The organism is Sporichthya brevicatena (genome assembly GCF_039525035.1).
Classification (GTDB): domain Bacteria; phylum Actinomycetota; class Actinomycetes; order Sporichthyales; family Sporichthyaceae; genus Sporichthya; species Sporichthya brevicatena.
In genome coordinates this window covers 56,962-70,718 of sequence record NZ_BAAAHE010000050.1, presented here as the reverse complement: position 1 = coordinate 70,718, position 13,757 = coordinate 56,962, and the positions used below count along the sequence as shown (strand labels likewise).

The following is a 13,757-nucleotide window of genomic DNA, read 5'->3' as shown; positions in this document are numbered from 1 at the left end:
TCGACGCTCTGCTCATGCATGAGCGGGAGGTGGCTCTTGCATGACTGGGCGGTCGAAATTCGCCCTCGCGATGTCCGAATTTCGACTCCCTGCTCATGCATGAGCGGAGTGCGAGGTCGCCGGGCGGGAGGATGGGGCCCGTGACGGGACAGGGCGGGACGGACGCGGGTGGGGTGCTGGTGCTCGCGGGGACGCCGATCGGCGACTACGCGGACGCGGCGCCGCGGCTCGCGACCGAGCTCGCGGGCGCGGATGTGGTCGCGGCCGAGGACACCCGTCGGCTGCGGCGCCTGGCCGCCGGCCTCGGGGTCGAGGTCCCGGGCCGGGTCGTCTCCTACTTCGAGGGCAACGAGGCCGGGCGGACGCCGGAGCTGCTCGAGGCCCTGACCGCCGGCGCGCGGGTCCTGCTCGTCACCGACGCCGGGATGCCGTCGGTCTCCGACCCGGGGTTCCGGCTCGTCGCCGCGGCCGTGACCGCCGGGATCCGGGTGACGGTGGTGCCGGGACCGTCCGCCGTCCTGGCCGCGCTCGCGGTGTCGGGGCTCCCCGTCGACCGGTTCTGCTTCGAGGGGTTCCTCCCGCGCAAGGCGGGGGAGCGGCGGGCCCGCCTCGCCGAGCTCGCCGCCGAGCCGCGGACGTCGGTCTACTTCGAGGCGCCGCACCGGCTCGCCGAGTCGCTCGCGGCGATGGCCGAGGCCTTCGGCGCCGACCGCCGGGCCGCGGTCTGCCGTGAGCTGACCAAGACCTACGAGGAGGTACGCCGGGGCGGCCTGGCCGAGCTCGCCGCCTGGGCCGCCGACGGGGTCAGGGGCGAGATCACCGTCGTCGTCGCCGGGGCGCCCCCGGTCGAGGCCGGCGCCGTCGAGCCCGCCGAGCTCGCGGCGCGCGTCGCCGATCGCGAGGCCGCCGGCGAGACCCGCAAGGAGGCCATCGCCGCCGTCGCCGCCGCCGCCGGTCTGCCCAAGCGCGATGTCTTCGACGCCGTCGTCGCCGCCAAGCGCCGTTGACCGCTCCCGGCGGGATGACGTCCCGCAGCGGGTGGGTGTCAGCCCTGCGGCGGGCTGACACGGCTCACTGCGGGATGACGTCCCGCAGCGGGTGGGTGTCAGCCCTGCGGCGGGCTGACAAGGGGGACGCCGGGGACGTCATCCCGCGGGCAAAAGGGGTGGCGGCCCGCGCCTAGGATCGACACATGGCTTCCCCCCGTCACATCCTCACCGCGGTCGCGTGGCCGTACGCGAGCGGACCGCGGCACATCGGACACGTCGCCGGGTTCGGCGTCCCGTCGGACGTCTTCAGCCGGTACCAGCGGATGGCCGGGAACAACGTCCTGATGGTGAGCGGGACGGACGAGCACGGGACGCCGATCCTGGTCGCGGCCGACAAGGAGGGGCTCACCCCCAAGGGGCTGGCCGACCGCTACAACAAGGTCATCACCGAGGACCTGCGCGGGCTCGGTCTGACCTACGACCTGTTCACCCGCACGAGCACGCGGAACCACTACGCGATCGCGCAGGAGATCTTCCGCGGGCTGCACCGCAACGGGTACGTCGTTCCGAAGACGATGATGGGCGCGGTCTCGCCGTCGACCGGCCGGACGCTGCCCGACCGCTACATCGAGGGCACCTGCCCGATCTGCGGGTACGACGGGGCGCGCGGCGACCAGTGCGACAACTGCGGCAACCAGCTCGACCCGGCCGACCTGATCAACCCGGTCAGCAAGATCAACGGCGAGACGCCGCGGTTCGTCGAGGAGGAGCACTACTTCCTCGACCTGCCGGCGTTCGCGAACGCGCTGGGGTCCTGGCTGCAGTCCAAGGGCGGGGACTGGCGTCCCAACGTCCTCAAGTTCAGCCTCAACCTCGTCGACGACCTGCGCCCGCGCGCGATCACCCGCGACATCGACTGGGGCGTTCCCGTCCCGCTCGAGGGGTGGCAGGACCGCAACGACAAGCGCCTGTACGTCTGGTTCGACGCGGTCATCGGCTACCTGTCGGCGAGCGTCGAGTGGGCGCGCCGCTCCGGCGACCCGGACGCGTGGAAGGCCTGGTGGCACAACCCCGACGCCGAGGCCTACTACTTCATGGGCAAGGACAACGTCGTCTTCCACTCGGTGATCTGGCCGGCGCTGCTGCTCGGCTACTCGGGCCGGGGCGACAAGGGCGGGACGCCGGGTGAGCTCGGCGCGCTCAACCTCCCCAGCGAGGTCGTCTCCAGCGAGTACCTGACGATGGAGGGCAAGAAGTTCTCCTCCTCGCGCTCGGTCGTCATCTTCGTCAAGGACTTCCTCGCCCGGTACGACGCCGACGCGCTGCGGTACTACCTCGCCGTCGCCGGCCCGGAGACCTCTGACACCAACTTCACCTGGGACGAGTTCCTGCGCCGCAACAACGACGAGCTCGTCGCGGGCTGGGGCAACCTGGTCAACCGGTCGATCTCGATGGCCGCGAAGAACTTCGGGGAGATCCCGCAGCCCGGCGAGCTCCTCGACGTCGACCGCGAGGTGCTCGCGACCGCGAAGGCCGCGTTCGGTCCCGTCGGCGAGCTGCTCAACCGGTCGCGGCAGAAGGCGGCGATCACCGAGGCGATGACGGTCGTCGCGGCGGCGAACAAGTACCTGTCGGACACCGCGCCGTGGAAGCTCAAGGAGGGCGAGGAGAACAGGGCCCGCCAGGCGACGATCCTCCACACCGCGCTGCAGCTGGTCGACGACTGCAAGGCGCTGCTGACGCCGTTCCTGCCGCACAGCTCGCAGAAGGTGCATGAGCTGCTCGGCAACTCCGACGTCTGGGCGCCGACGCCGCGCATCGACGAGGTGTCGGAGGAGGGCAACGACGACTACGCGGTGCTGCGCGGGGACTACGCGTCCGCGTCCGCGGTCTGGGCGTCGCGCCCGATCGCTGCCGGCACCAAGCTCGAGCCGCCGAAGCCGATCTTCACCAAGCTCGACGCCTCGATCGTCGAGGAGGAACTCGCGCGCCTGGAGGCCGGCGACTGATGGCGGTCCGCTCACGCCGGGACGGCAAGGAACCCCACGAGGACGTGCCCCCGGCCCCGGAGCCGCTCGAGGTTCCGGTCCCCGACGCGCACACGCACCTGGACCTGCAGGAGCCCGAGGTCGCGGCGGCGGTCGCGGCCGCGACCGCGGTGGGCGTCCCGACGCTGATTCAGATCGGCATCGACGTCCCGTCCTCGCTGTGGGCGGCGGACGTCGCGGCCGAGCACGACGCGGTGTGGGCGACGGTCGCGCTGCACCCCAACGAGGCGCCGCGTCTGGCGGACCTCGATGCCGCGCTCGCCGAGATCGACCACTTCGCCGCGCGTCCGGAGGTCCGAGGGATCGGGGAGACCGGTCTGGACTACTTCCGTACCGAGGGCGAGCACGACCACGCCGTCCAGCAGGAGTCGTTCCGTCGCCACATCGAGATCGCCAAGCGACACGGGAAAACCCTGGTGATCCACGATCGTGACGCCCACTCAGATGTGCTGCGCATTCTGCGCGAAGAGGGCGCCCCGGAGCGAGTCGTCTTCCACTGCTACTCCGGCGACGTCGGGATGGCCCGCACCTGCGCCGACGCGGGGTACGTTCTGTCGTTCGCAGGCAATGTCACGTACAAGGCGAACCAGCACCTGCGCGACGCGCTGGCCTTCGCGCCGCGGGACCTGCTCCTGGTCGAGACCGACGCCCCGTTCCTGACCCCCCTGCCGTTCCGCGGCCGGCCCAACGCGCCGTACCTGATTCCGTTGACGGTGCGGGCGATGGCGCAGGTCAGGGGCGAGGACCCCAACGAGCTCGGCGCCGCCCTCGCGGCCACCACGGAGCGGATGTTCGGCCCGTTCTGACCGGCGGTAGATCCCTGACGGGGGCGGCGAATTGGGCCGTTTGGGCCGAATTGCGTCCGTGAGGTATCTCGCACCGTTTTCCCCAGGTCGAAAGGTCAACAAAAGACCTGAATCGGACTTGCATTTGGTGTCGATCAAGACCCAAAGACCGGCAAAGTCCAGGGGAATTGTGTTCTGAGCGCCTCGGACACGCCCGAGACCAACTCGTAACGTCGTGCCCATGACTCGTCGCCAGGAGCGCCGTTTTTGCGCGCCGAACCGCCGGGAGAGCGCTCTCAGCGGTTTGCCAGGCAGCGAAGTCGGTGCTTATCGTCCTGCGCTCAGTGGCCGGGATCGGAGTACTGGCCCGGGATCGCAGAGCCCTTCCCACCCCGGTACCGGCGCCCGCGCCGAGGCCGGCGGGGCCGAGTGGAACCGGGACCACCGTGCCCGGGTAGCTCGACGTCTGGAGCACCGTGCATACATCTGAGCCGACGTCTGCCCCCGCGCAGATGCCGACGCCGCCCGCCGGAAAGGTGCGGCGTCGCCGTCAGTGGGCCATTCACGCGGCGATCGTGGCCGCGATGGTGGTGGGTGTGACGGCTTTCGTCAGCTTCGACAAGACCATCGAGCTGACCGTCGACGGTGAGACGAAGAAGGTGCACACCTTCGCCGGGACCGTCGCCGGAGTCCTCGAGCGCGAGGGCATCAAGGTCACCGAGCACGACGTCGTGGTTCCCCCGCTCGACCGTCCGGTCGCGGAGGGTCAGCGCATCGCGATCCGCTTCGGTCGCCCGATCGACCTCGAGGTCGACGGCGCCACCCGGCGCGTGTGGGTCACGGCCACCAGCGTCAACGCCGCCCTGAGCGAACTCGGGCTGCGCGACGACAACATGTACGTCTCCGCGTCGCGGTCCTCCGCGATCGGTCGCGAGGGCCTCAAGCTCCGCGTCCTCACCCCGCGCGACGTCACGGTCGTCGCGGACGGCAAAACCCGCGAGCTCTCGACGGTCGCGACCAGCGTCCGCCAGGTCCTCCTCGAGGCCGGCATCTCGCTCGGCGCCCTCGACGAGGTCGGCCCGAAGCTCGACGCCGCTCCGAAGGACGGCTCCACGATCCGCGTCGTCCGCGTCGACTCGAAGCGCATCACGGTGAAGGTCGACATTCCCTTCACGGTCCGCGAGATCAAGGACCGGACGATGTACTTCGGTGAGACGAAGATCGTCAAGAAGGGCGTCAAGGGCGTCAAGGAGATGACGGTCGACCTGATCAGCAAGGACGGCAAGGTCGCCAAGCGCAGCACCGTCTCCAGCCGGGTCCTCAAGGAGCCGGTCGAGCAGGTCGTGCGCGTCGGCACCAAGGCGGGCCAGTACGGCCGCACCGGCGCCGAGAACCTGAACTGGGCCGCGCTCGCGCAGTGCGAGTCGGGTGGGAACCCGCGTGCGGTGAACCCGGCCGGTCCGTACTACGGGCTCTACCAGTTCAACGCCGCCACGTGGCGCTCGGTGGGAGGCAAGGGCCTTCCGCACCAGGCCCCGGCGGAGGAGCAGACCTACCGTGCTCAGCTGCTCTACAAGCAGCGCGGCGCGAGCCCCTGGCCGGTGTGCGGCCGACGGCTCTTCAGCTGACGCCTCGTCAGTCGAAGGCCTGTCAGTAGGTCAGAGCCGACGCACGTCCAACTGCGTCTCCACGGCGCGGCCGCCGGATCCGGCAACGGAGTAGGCGGCCGCGCCGTCGCGTTCGATCAGGGCCTCGACGAACTCGGTGCCGCGGTAGAGCAGGCCGGCGCCGTCGGAGGTCGCGTAGCCGTCCGGCAACGTCCCGTCGGCGACGAGGCGGTGGAACAACGGCCGGCGCTGCTCCTCGGAGTCGTAGTGGACGCCGTTGGAGAACGGGAGCAGGGCGAGGCCGTTCGTGACCGGCCGCAGGTCCGGGCCGAAGGAGTCGGTCGTCCCACCGACGTGCCAGCACAGCGAACCCGCGCTGACGCCGGTCAGGACGACGCCGGCCTCCCAGGCCGCCCGCATCGCGTCGTCGACGCCGTGCAGGCGCCACATCGCCAGCAGGCCCGCCACGCTGCCGCCGGCGACCCAGATCACGTCCTGCTCGAGCAGGTGGGCGGTGATGTCCGGGGCGTTCGGCATCGGGAACAGCGCGAGGTGGCTGGGCACCCAGCCGGCGACCTGGGCGGCCTCGTAGAGCAGGGTGAGCATCGCGCGGTCGTCGCCGAGCGCGGTCGTGAGCAGACAGATCCGCGGGGCCCGGCCGGTGACGCCGGCGAGCTCGACGGCGTACTCGGTGAGCGGGGAGAACTCGTAGCGGGTGCGGTGGCCGAGGCGAAGGCCGCCGCTGGTGGCCAGAATGGTGGGCGCGTCTGCAGGCATGAGGGAAACGTACGGGGATCGGAGCGCACGTGAGCGACGGCCTGCTGGGGCCCGCGCAGATCCGCGCGCTCGCCGCCGAGCACGGGATCAGCCCCACGAAGACCCTGGGGCAGAACTTCGTCATCGACCCGAACACGGTGCGGCGGATCGTGCGCGTCGCCGAGGTCGGGCCGTCCGACGTGGTGCTGGAGGTCGGGCCCGGGCTCGGGTCGCTGACGCTCGCGCTGCTGCCGGCCGTCGCCCGCGTCGTCGCCGTCGAGATCGACCCGCGCCTGGCCGCCGCGCTGCCGGGGACGGTCGCGGCCCAGGCACCCGACCGGGCCGACCGCCTCGCCGTCCTCACCGCCGACGCGCTGCGCGTCACCGCGGCCGACCTGCCCGCGGAACCGACCGCCCTGGTCGCCAACCTGCCCTACAACGTCGCCGTGCCGGTTCTCCTGCACGCGCTGGAGACGTTCCCGTCGCTCACGCGGGCGCTGGTGATGGTTCAGGCCGAGGTGGCGGAACGGCTCGCCGCGACGCCGGGCAGCCGCGTCTACGGCGTCCCGTCGGTGAAGGCGCGCTGGTACGCCGAGGTCAGCCGCGCCGGCTCGGTCGGAGCGGCGGTGTTCTGGCCGGCGCCGCGGGTGGAGTCCGGGCTGGTGCTGCTGCGGCGGCGTGAGCCCCCGGCGGCCGACCGCTCCGAGACGTTCGCCGTGATCGACGCCGCGTTCGCGCAAAGGCGCAAGATGCTCCGCGCCGCCCTCGCGGGCTGGGCCGGGTCGGCCGCGGCCGCGACCGCCGCGCTCGAAGCTGCGGGTGTCGACCCGACCGCGCGCGGGGAGGCCCTCGACGTCGGTGATTTCGCCCGCATCGCCGCGCACAAGCCACGCCCGTAGGGTCGGGCCGCACTAGGTTGAGCGCCGGGGGGTAGTCCGCCTCCCGAACGAGGGGAGGACCAGCGTGCGGCAGAGCGTGACCGTGCGCGCCCCGGCGAAGGTCAACCTCCAGCTCGCGGTCGGCCCGCTGCGTCCCGACGGCTACCACGACCTCGCGACGGTCTTCCACGCCGTCGGGCTCTACGACGACGTCATCGCCGAGCCCGCGGACGACATCTCCGTCACGCTCGCCGAGCCCGACCCCGAGGTCCCCCTCGACGGGGGCAACCTCGCCGTGCGGGCCGCCAACGCGCTCGCCGAGGCGACCGGCATGGCCGAGGGCGTGCGCCTGCGCCTGGTGAAGCGCATCCCCGTCGCGGCCGGGCTCGCCGGCGGCAGCGCCGACGCGGCGGCGACCCTCGTCGCCTGCGACGCGTTGTGGGGCACCGCGCTCTCCCGGGACGAGCTCGCCGAGATCGCGGCCACACTCGGCTCGGACGTCCCGTTCGCGCTGCTCGGGGGCACGGCGATCGGCACGGGACGCGGGACGCTGCTCTCGCCGGTCCTCGCGCGCGGGGAGTTCCACTGGGTGCTCGCGGTCGCGGCCGAGGGCCTGTCGACGCCGACGGTGTACCGCGAGTGCGACCGGCTGCGCGAGGCGGCGGGGGCCGAGGTCCCGGACCCGGCCGTCGACGACGCCCTGATGGCGGCGCTGCGGTCCGGGGACGCGAAGGCGCTCGGGGCCGCGTTGTCCAACGACCTGCAGGAGGCCGCGGTCGGGCTGCGGCCCGCCCTGGCCCAGACCTTGGGCGCGGCGGCCGAGCTCGGTGCGCTCGGGGCGATCGTCTCGGGCAGCGGCCCGACGGTCGCGTTCCTCGTCCGCTCGCCCGAGGCCGCGATCGACGTCGCCGTCGGCCTGACCGCAATGGGTCTGTGCCGCGACGCGAAGCGGGCCGGTGGACCGGTCCCCGGCGCCAAGGTGCTCCGTACGTGATCGAGCGCGTCCGCCCATGAGCAATCTCGTCAACCTCGAAGCCGTCTCGAAGGCCTACGGCCCGACGCGGCTGCTCGACAACGTCTCCCTCGGCCTCGCGGCGGGGGAGCGGATCGGCGTCGTCGGCCGCAACGGCGCGGGCAAGTCGACGCTGCTGCGCGTGCTGTCGAAGGTCGAGGAGCCGGACACCGGACGCGTCACCCACTCCGGTGGGCTGCGCGTCGCGGTGCTGTCGCAGGCGGACCGGCTCGACCCGGAGATGACGATCCGTCAGGTCGTGGTCGGCGATCGGCCCGAGCACGAGTGGGCCGGGGACGCTCGGGTGCGCGCGGTCTTCTCGGGCCTGTTCGGCGGGCTGTCACTGCCGGCGTTCCCGGCCGGGCTCGACACGGTCGTCGGGCCGTGCTCGGGTGGCGAGCGGCGCCGGATCGCGCTCGCCCGCGAACTGATCGCGGCGCCGGACCTGCTCGTCCTCGACGAGCCGACCAACCACCTCGACGTCGAGGGCATCGCGTGGCTCGCGGAGCACCTCGCGTCCTCGCCGCAGGCGCTGCTCGTCGTCACGCACGACCGGTGGTTCCTCGACGCGGTCTGCACGCGGACATGGGAGGTCTCCGACGGCGCGGTCCACGCCTACGAGGGCGGGTACGCCGCGTACGTCCTCGCGAAGGCGGAGCGGCAGCGCGTCGCGCAGGCGACGGAGGAGCGCGCGGCCAACCTCGCGCGCAAGGAGCTGGCGTGGCTGCGGCGTGGCCCGCCCGCCCGGACGTCCAAGCCGAAGTTCCGCATCGACGCGGCCAACGCACTGATCGAGCGTGAGCCGCCCGCGCGGGACTCGCAGGAGCTCGTCCGGTTCGCGAGCGCGCGCCTCGGCCGCACCGCGTACGAGCTGCACGACGTCACGCTGAAGGTCGGCGACAAAGTTCTGTTGGACCGTCAGACGTGGAACCTCGGCCCGGGCGACCGGGTCGGCCTCGTCGGCGTCAACGGCAGCGGCAAGACCTCGCTGGTGCGCCTGCTGCTCGGGCAGCTGTCGCCGGCGTCGGGGTCGCTGAAGGTCGGCGTGACGGTGAAGGCGGCCCATCTCTCGCAGGAGGTGGGCGAGCTCGATCCGACCGAGCGCGTCCTGGAGTCCGTCGAGCGGATCGCGAAGTTCATCACGCTCGGTAAGAAGGAGCACACCGCGTCCTCGATGCTCGAGCGGTTCGGGTTCACCGGGAACCGGCAGTGGGCGCCGGTCGGCGACCTCTCCGGCGGTGAGCGCCGGCGGCTGCAGCTGCTGCGGCTGCTGATGACCGAGCCGAACGTCCTGTTCCTGGACGAGCCGACCAACGACCTCGACATCGAGACCCTCACCCAGCTCGAGGACCTCCTGGACGGCTGGCCCGGGACGCTGCTCGTCGTCAGCCACGACCGGTACTTCCTCGAGCGGACCACCGACACCGTCCAGGCCCTGCTCGGCGACGCCCGGCTCCGCATGCTCCCCGGCGGCGTCGACGAGTACCTCGCCCTCCGCGCCGCTGCCTCCGCCCCCGCGGCCGCGACGCCGAGCACCGCCGCGGCCGCCCCGTCGAAGAGTGCCGCGTCCGGGGCCGAGGCCCGCGCCGCCCGCAAGGAGCTGACCCGCATCGAGCGCCGGCTGGAGAAGATCGCCGCCGCCGAGGCCGACCTCCACGACCAGCTCGCCACCCACGCCAGCGACTACGCCAAGGTCGCCGAGCTCGACGGCACCCTCCGCGAGCTCGCCGCCGAGAAGGCCTCCCTCGAGGAGCAGTGGCTCCTCGCCGCCGAACTCGCCGACGGCTGACACCCCCTGCTGCGGGATGACGTCCCGCAGGGCGCCCTTGTCAGCCCCTGTGCGGGCTGACACCCCCTGCTGCGGGATGACGTCCCGCAGGGGGCCCCTGTCGGCCCCTGGGCGGGCTGAGACTTGACGCTGCGGGCTGACACTCGCGGCACCCGGAAGGTCCGCGGAAAATGACCCTGTGGACAACCCAGAACGGGCTTGCGAAGGGCGCAGGATGTGCGCTCATGAACCCTCAACTGCTCGCGGTCATGCAAGCTCAGGCCGGTGTCTTCTCGACCCAGCAGGCCGCGGCCGCCGGGATCGATCGCGACGACCTCGCCGCGGCGGTCCGGCACGGCATGGTCGTCCGGGTCCGGCGCAACGTCTTCACGACGGCCGTGTTGTGGAACGACGGCCCGGTTACGCAACACCGCCTCGAGGTCGCGGCCGCGCTGCTGAATCGAGGTTGGCTGCCGGAGGTGACAGAGCGCCTCGTCGCGGGGCATCGCAGCGCGGCGTGTCTCTGGGGCTTCCACCTGCCGTGGGCTCTCGTCGGTGAACCGGACCAAGAGGCGTACCGCCAGGCCTCGCTCGGGGGCGAGACGCCGCCGGGTCCGTCCGAGGTCGAGCTCGTCTCCGCCGACCGCTGCAAGCGGACCTACCGCGCGCACGTGAGCGTCATGCCGGCGCAACTACCGGCGTCGCACCTGACGCACCATCAGGGCGTGCCGGTCACTACCCTCGCCCGCACCGCGGTCGACCTGATGCGGGAGAGCAACCGCAAGAACGGGCTGATCGTCGCGGACCAGGCGCTCCGGCTCGGCTGTCCCCAGCCTGACCTGATCGAGGTCGCGGAGTTCTGTGCCGGCTGGCGCGGTGGGAAGCAGGCGTTGGAACTCGCGCAGATCGCCGACGCGGGAGCCGAGTCCGCCAACGAGAGCGTCGCCCGTCTGATCCTCCACGACGCCGGCTATCGCGGCTACCGGACGCAGCACCGGATCGTGGACCGTGCCGGTCGGGAGCGTCGTCTGGACATCGCGCTCATCGAGCTCTGGGTCGACATCGAGCCGGACGGGCGCGTCAAGTACGAGCGGCCTCACGGCGAACTGTCGGCGGTGCTGTGGGACGAGAAGATCCGCGAGGACGACATCCGGGACGTCGGCTGGGAGGTAGTTCGCCCGACGCACGAGGAGCTGCACCACGCCGAGGCCCGGTTCCTCGCCAAGGTCGAGGCCGCGGCCGCGCGGGCTCGCCTCCGGCACGCCAGCTGAGTCCGGCGCGTGTCAGCCCGAGCGCGCACTTGTCGGCCCGCAGGTGGGCTGACACCCCACACCTGCGGGACGTCATCCCGCGGCACGGGGGTGTCGGCCTGAGCGAGGGCTGACACGGCCACCCTGCGGGACGTCATCCCGCAGCGGGGAGGCGGCGGGTCACTCGGGGTTGTCGAAGGGGGCGACGAGGTCGCGGAGGAGGTCGGCGAGGAGGTCGCGCTGGCGGTCGGTGAGGCCGGCGAGGAGCTTCTGCTCGTGGGCGAGGAGGTCGGTGAGGGTGTCGTCGACGACGGCGCGGCCCTTGGGGGTGAGGACGACCAGGACGCCCCGGCGGTCGGCGGGGTCGGGCTCGCGGCGGACGAGTTCCTTCGCGGCGAGGCGGTCGATCCGGTTGGTCATGGTTCCCGACGTCACGAGCGTCTGGTTCAGCAGCGCGCCGGGAGAGAGCTGGTACGGCTCACCCGATCGGCGGAGGGCGGAGAGGACGTCGAACTCCCACGCCTCGAGGTTGTGCTCGGCGAACGCGCTGCGGCGGGCCCGGTCCAGGTGTCGGGCGAGCCGGGTCACCCGGCTCAGCACCTCCAACGGCCGGGTGTCCAGGTCCGGTCGTTCACGTCGCCACGCGGCGACGAGCCGGTCCACCTCGTCCTGCATGAACCCGAATATAGCCACGATATTTTCTTGACATCAAGACAGTTGCGGATCATGGTGGATCGCCGGGAGGACACCATGTGGGACCCGCAGACCTATCTGGCCTACGCCGACGAGCGAACCCGGCCCGCGCGTGACCTGCTCGCCGCGATCGACGTCGAGAAGCCCGCCCGCGTCGTCGACCTCGGGTGCGGCACGGGCACCTCGACGCGGCTGCTGGCCCGGCGCTGGCCGGACGCGGACGTCCTCGGCACCGACTCCTCGCCCGAGATGATCGCCGCCGCGCAGGCCGAGCCCGCCGAACCGGGGGCCGCCGCGTGCCGCTACGAGGTCGCCGACGCGTACTCCTGGGCCCCGGGCGAGCCCGTCGACGTCTGGTTCTCCAACGCGATGCTCCAGTGGCTCCCGGGCCACCTGGACCGGCTCCCGGGCTGGCTGCGCACCGTCGCCCCCGGCGGCGTCCTGGCCTTCCAGGTCCCCGGCAACTTCGAGTCCCCGAGCCACGTGCTGCTCCGCGAGGTCACCCGCAGCCCCGCCTGGCGGGATCGCCTCGCCGGCATCCCCGAGCGCCGCGAGGCCGTCGAGAGCCCCGCCCGCTACGCCGACGTCCTGGCCGCTGCCGGTGCGCGTCCCGACGTCTGGGAGACGACCTACCTGCACCGCCTCGACGGCCCCGACCCGGTGCTGCGCTGGACGACGGGGACGGCGTTGCGCCCGGTGCTCGCGGTGCTGGGGGAGGACAGCGAGGCGCGTGCGGCCTTCCTGGCCGAGTACGGCGCGGCCCTGCGCGCGGCCTACCCGCCCAACGACGCCGGGACCGTCACGTTCCCGTTCCGGCGAATCTTCGTCGTGGCGCGAATCCCGGCCTGACCAGCGCGATCGCGCTCCGGTGCGCGTACCGGCCCACCTGGCCCGTCCGGGCAAGGTTTCTCCCCCGTTCGGATGGGACGCATCACAAGGGGGTGCGGCGGGTAGCACCCGAACCGTAACCTACGGACACGTAGGTCACCTTCGACCGAGCAGTCCCCGACGAAACGAGCTTCTGCATGGCAACAACCCAGCTGCTTCCGCCGACCCCCGAGGTCAAGGGAACGATGGGATCGGAACGGAAGAGCTGGCTCGAACAGACCGTTCTCGGAGTGTTCATCGTCGTTCCGCTGATCGCGGTCGCGGCGATCGTCCCCGTCATGTGGGGATGGGGCCTGCACTGGCGCGACGTCGTCATCGCCGGCGTCTTCTACGTGATCACGGGGTTCGGCATCACCGTCGGGTTCCACCGCTACTTCACGCACGGGTCGTTCCGCGCCAAGCGGCCGCTGCGCATCGCGCTCGGCATCATGGGCAGCCTCGCCGTGGAGGGGCCGCTGATCCGCTGGGTCGCGGACCACCGCAAGCACCACCAGTTCTCCGACACCGAGGGCGACCCGCACTCGCCGTGGGCCTACGGCGAGAGTGTCCGCGGCCTGACGCGCGGGCTGTACCACGCGCACGTGGGCTGGCTCTTCGACGAGGAGCAGACGCCGGCCAAGAAGTACGCGCCGGACCTGCTCGCGGACCCGGACGTGGTCAAGATCTCCCGCCACTTCCCGACGTGGGTCGCGGTCTCGACCCTGCTCCCGCCGCTCCTCGGCGGCCTGTGGTCGATGTCCTGGCAGGGCGCGCTGTCGGCGTTCTTCTGGGCGACGCTGGTCCGTATCGCGCTGCTGCACCACGTCACCTGGTCGGTCAACTCGATCTGCCACGTCGTGGGCAACCGGCCGTTCAAGAGCCGCGACCGCTCCGGCAACGTGTGGTGGCTCGCGATCCTCAGCTTCGGCGAGTCGTGGCACAACCTGCACCACGCCGACCCGACCTCCGCGCGCCACGGCGTGCTCCGCGGTCAGATCGACACCAGCGCCCGGCTGATCTGGATGTTCGAGAAGCTCGGCTGGGCCTCGAACGTCCGCTGGCCCGACGCCAAGCGCCTCGACGCCCGACGCGCCACCTGAGTCG

At 72.1% G+C, this 13,757-nt stretch carries 12 protein-coding genes; 10 read left to right on the top strand and 2 right to left on the bottom strand.

From position 1 onward, the window contains the following. The first annotated feature begins 131 nt into the window (after positions 1 to 131). The 4 genes from rsmI (at position 132) to ABD401_RS23460 (ending at position 5,450) form a co-directional block, all read left to right on the top strand. Positions 132 to 1,007, top strand: coding sequence for a 16S rRNA (cytidine(1402)-2'-O)-methyltransferase (gene rsmI / locus ABD401_RS23475; RefSeq protein WP_425566242.1), 876 nt, complete (start codon positions 132 to 134; stop codon positions 1,005 to 1,007). A gap of 185 nt (positions 1,008 to 1,192) precedes the next feature. Further along, entirely contained in the window at positions 1,193 to 2,998 is a 1,806-nt protein-coding gene (metG, locus tag ABD401_RS23470) for a methionine--tRNA ligase (RefSeq protein ID WP_344609352.1), read from the top strand. After that, positions 2,998 to 3,843, top strand: a complete 846-nt coding sequence (locus ABD401_RS23465; protein ID WP_344609351.1) for a TatD family hydrolase — start codon at positions 2,998 to 3,000, stop codon at positions 3,841 to 3,843. The genes metG and ABD401_RS23465 overlap by 1 nt, the downstream gene beginning before the upstream one ends. A gap of 491 nt (positions 3,844 to 4,334) precedes the next feature. Beyond that, positions 4,335 to 5,450, top strand: a complete 1,116-nt coding sequence (locus ABD401_RS23460) for a resuscitation-promoting factor (RefSeq protein WP_344609349.1) — start codon at positions 4,335 to 4,337, stop codon at positions 5,448 to 5,450. A gap of 30 nt (positions 5,451 to 5,480) precedes the next feature. Here ABD401_RS23460 and ABD401_RS23455 read toward each other — a convergent pair whose 3' ends face one another. Then, complete coding sequence (locus ABD401_RS23455; RefSeq protein ID WP_344609347.1) at positions 5,481 to 6,206, bottom strand: Type 1 glutamine amidotransferase-like domain-containing protein; 726 nt, start codon at positions 6,204 to 6,206, stop codon at positions 5,481 to 5,483. A gap of 29 nt (positions 6,207 to 6,235) precedes the next feature. Between ABD401_RS23455 and rsmA the strand changes: the two genes are divergently transcribed. The 4 genes from rsmA to ABD401_RS23435 all read left to right on the top strand — a co-directional run bounded on the left by rsmA (position 6,236) and on the right by ABD401_RS23435 (position 11,114). Beyond that, a complete protein-coding gene (gene rsmA / locus ABD401_RS23450; RefSeq protein ID WP_344609345.1) occupies positions 6,236 to 7,084 on the top strand; it encodes a 16S rRNA (adenine(1518)-N(6)/adenine(1519)-N(6))-dimethyltransferase RsmA in 849 nt (282 codons plus the stop codon). 64 nt (positions 7,085 to 7,148) lie between these two features. After that, positions 7,149 to 8,057: a 4-(cytidine 5'-diphospho)-2-C-methyl-D-erythritol kinase gene (locus ABD401_RS23445; protein WP_344609343.1), complete on the top strand. Its 909-nt coding sequence runs from the start codon at positions 7,149 to 7,151 to the stop codon at positions 8,055 to 8,057. Between the two features lie 16 nt (positions 8,058 to 8,073). Continuing rightward, positions 8,074 to 9,864, top strand: coding sequence for an ABC-F family ATP-binding cassette domain-containing protein (locus ABD401_RS23440; RefSeq protein ID WP_344609341.1), 1,791 nt, complete (start codon positions 8,074 to 8,076; stop codon positions 9,862 to 9,864). A 224-nt stretch (positions 9,865 to 10,088) separates the two neighbouring features. Next, positions 10,089 to 11,114: a type IV toxin-antitoxin system AbiEi family antitoxin domain-containing protein gene (locus tag ABD401_RS23435; protein ID WP_344609339.1), complete on the top strand. Its 1,026-nt coding sequence runs from the start codon at positions 10,089 to 10,091 to the stop codon at positions 11,112 to 11,114. A gap of 159 nt (positions 11,115 to 11,273) precedes the next feature. Here ABD401_RS23435 and ABD401_RS23430 read toward each other — a convergent pair whose 3' ends face one another. Next, a complete protein-coding gene (locus ABD401_RS23430) occupies positions 11,274 to 11,768 on the bottom strand; it encodes a MarR family winged helix-turn-helix transcriptional regulator (protein WP_344609337.1) in 495 nt (164 codons plus the stop codon). Positions 11,769 to 11,819: 51 nt separating this feature from the next. Between ABD401_RS23430 and ABD401_RS23425 the strand changes: the two genes are divergently transcribed. Further along, positions 11,820 to 12,635: a trans-aconitate 2-methyltransferase gene (locus ABD401_RS23425; protein ID WP_344609335.1), complete on the top strand. Its 816-nt coding sequence runs from the start codon at positions 11,820 to 11,822 to the stop codon at positions 12,633 to 12,635. 176 nt (positions 12,636 to 12,811) lie between these two features. Beyond that, positions 12,812 to 13,753 (top strand): acyl-CoA desaturase, encoded by a 942-nt coding sequence (locus ABD401_RS23420; RefSeq protein ID WP_344609333.1) that lies wholly within the window; start codon positions 12,812 to 12,814, stop codon positions 13,751 to 13,753. Positions 13,754 to 13,757: the final 4 nt, after the last annotated feature.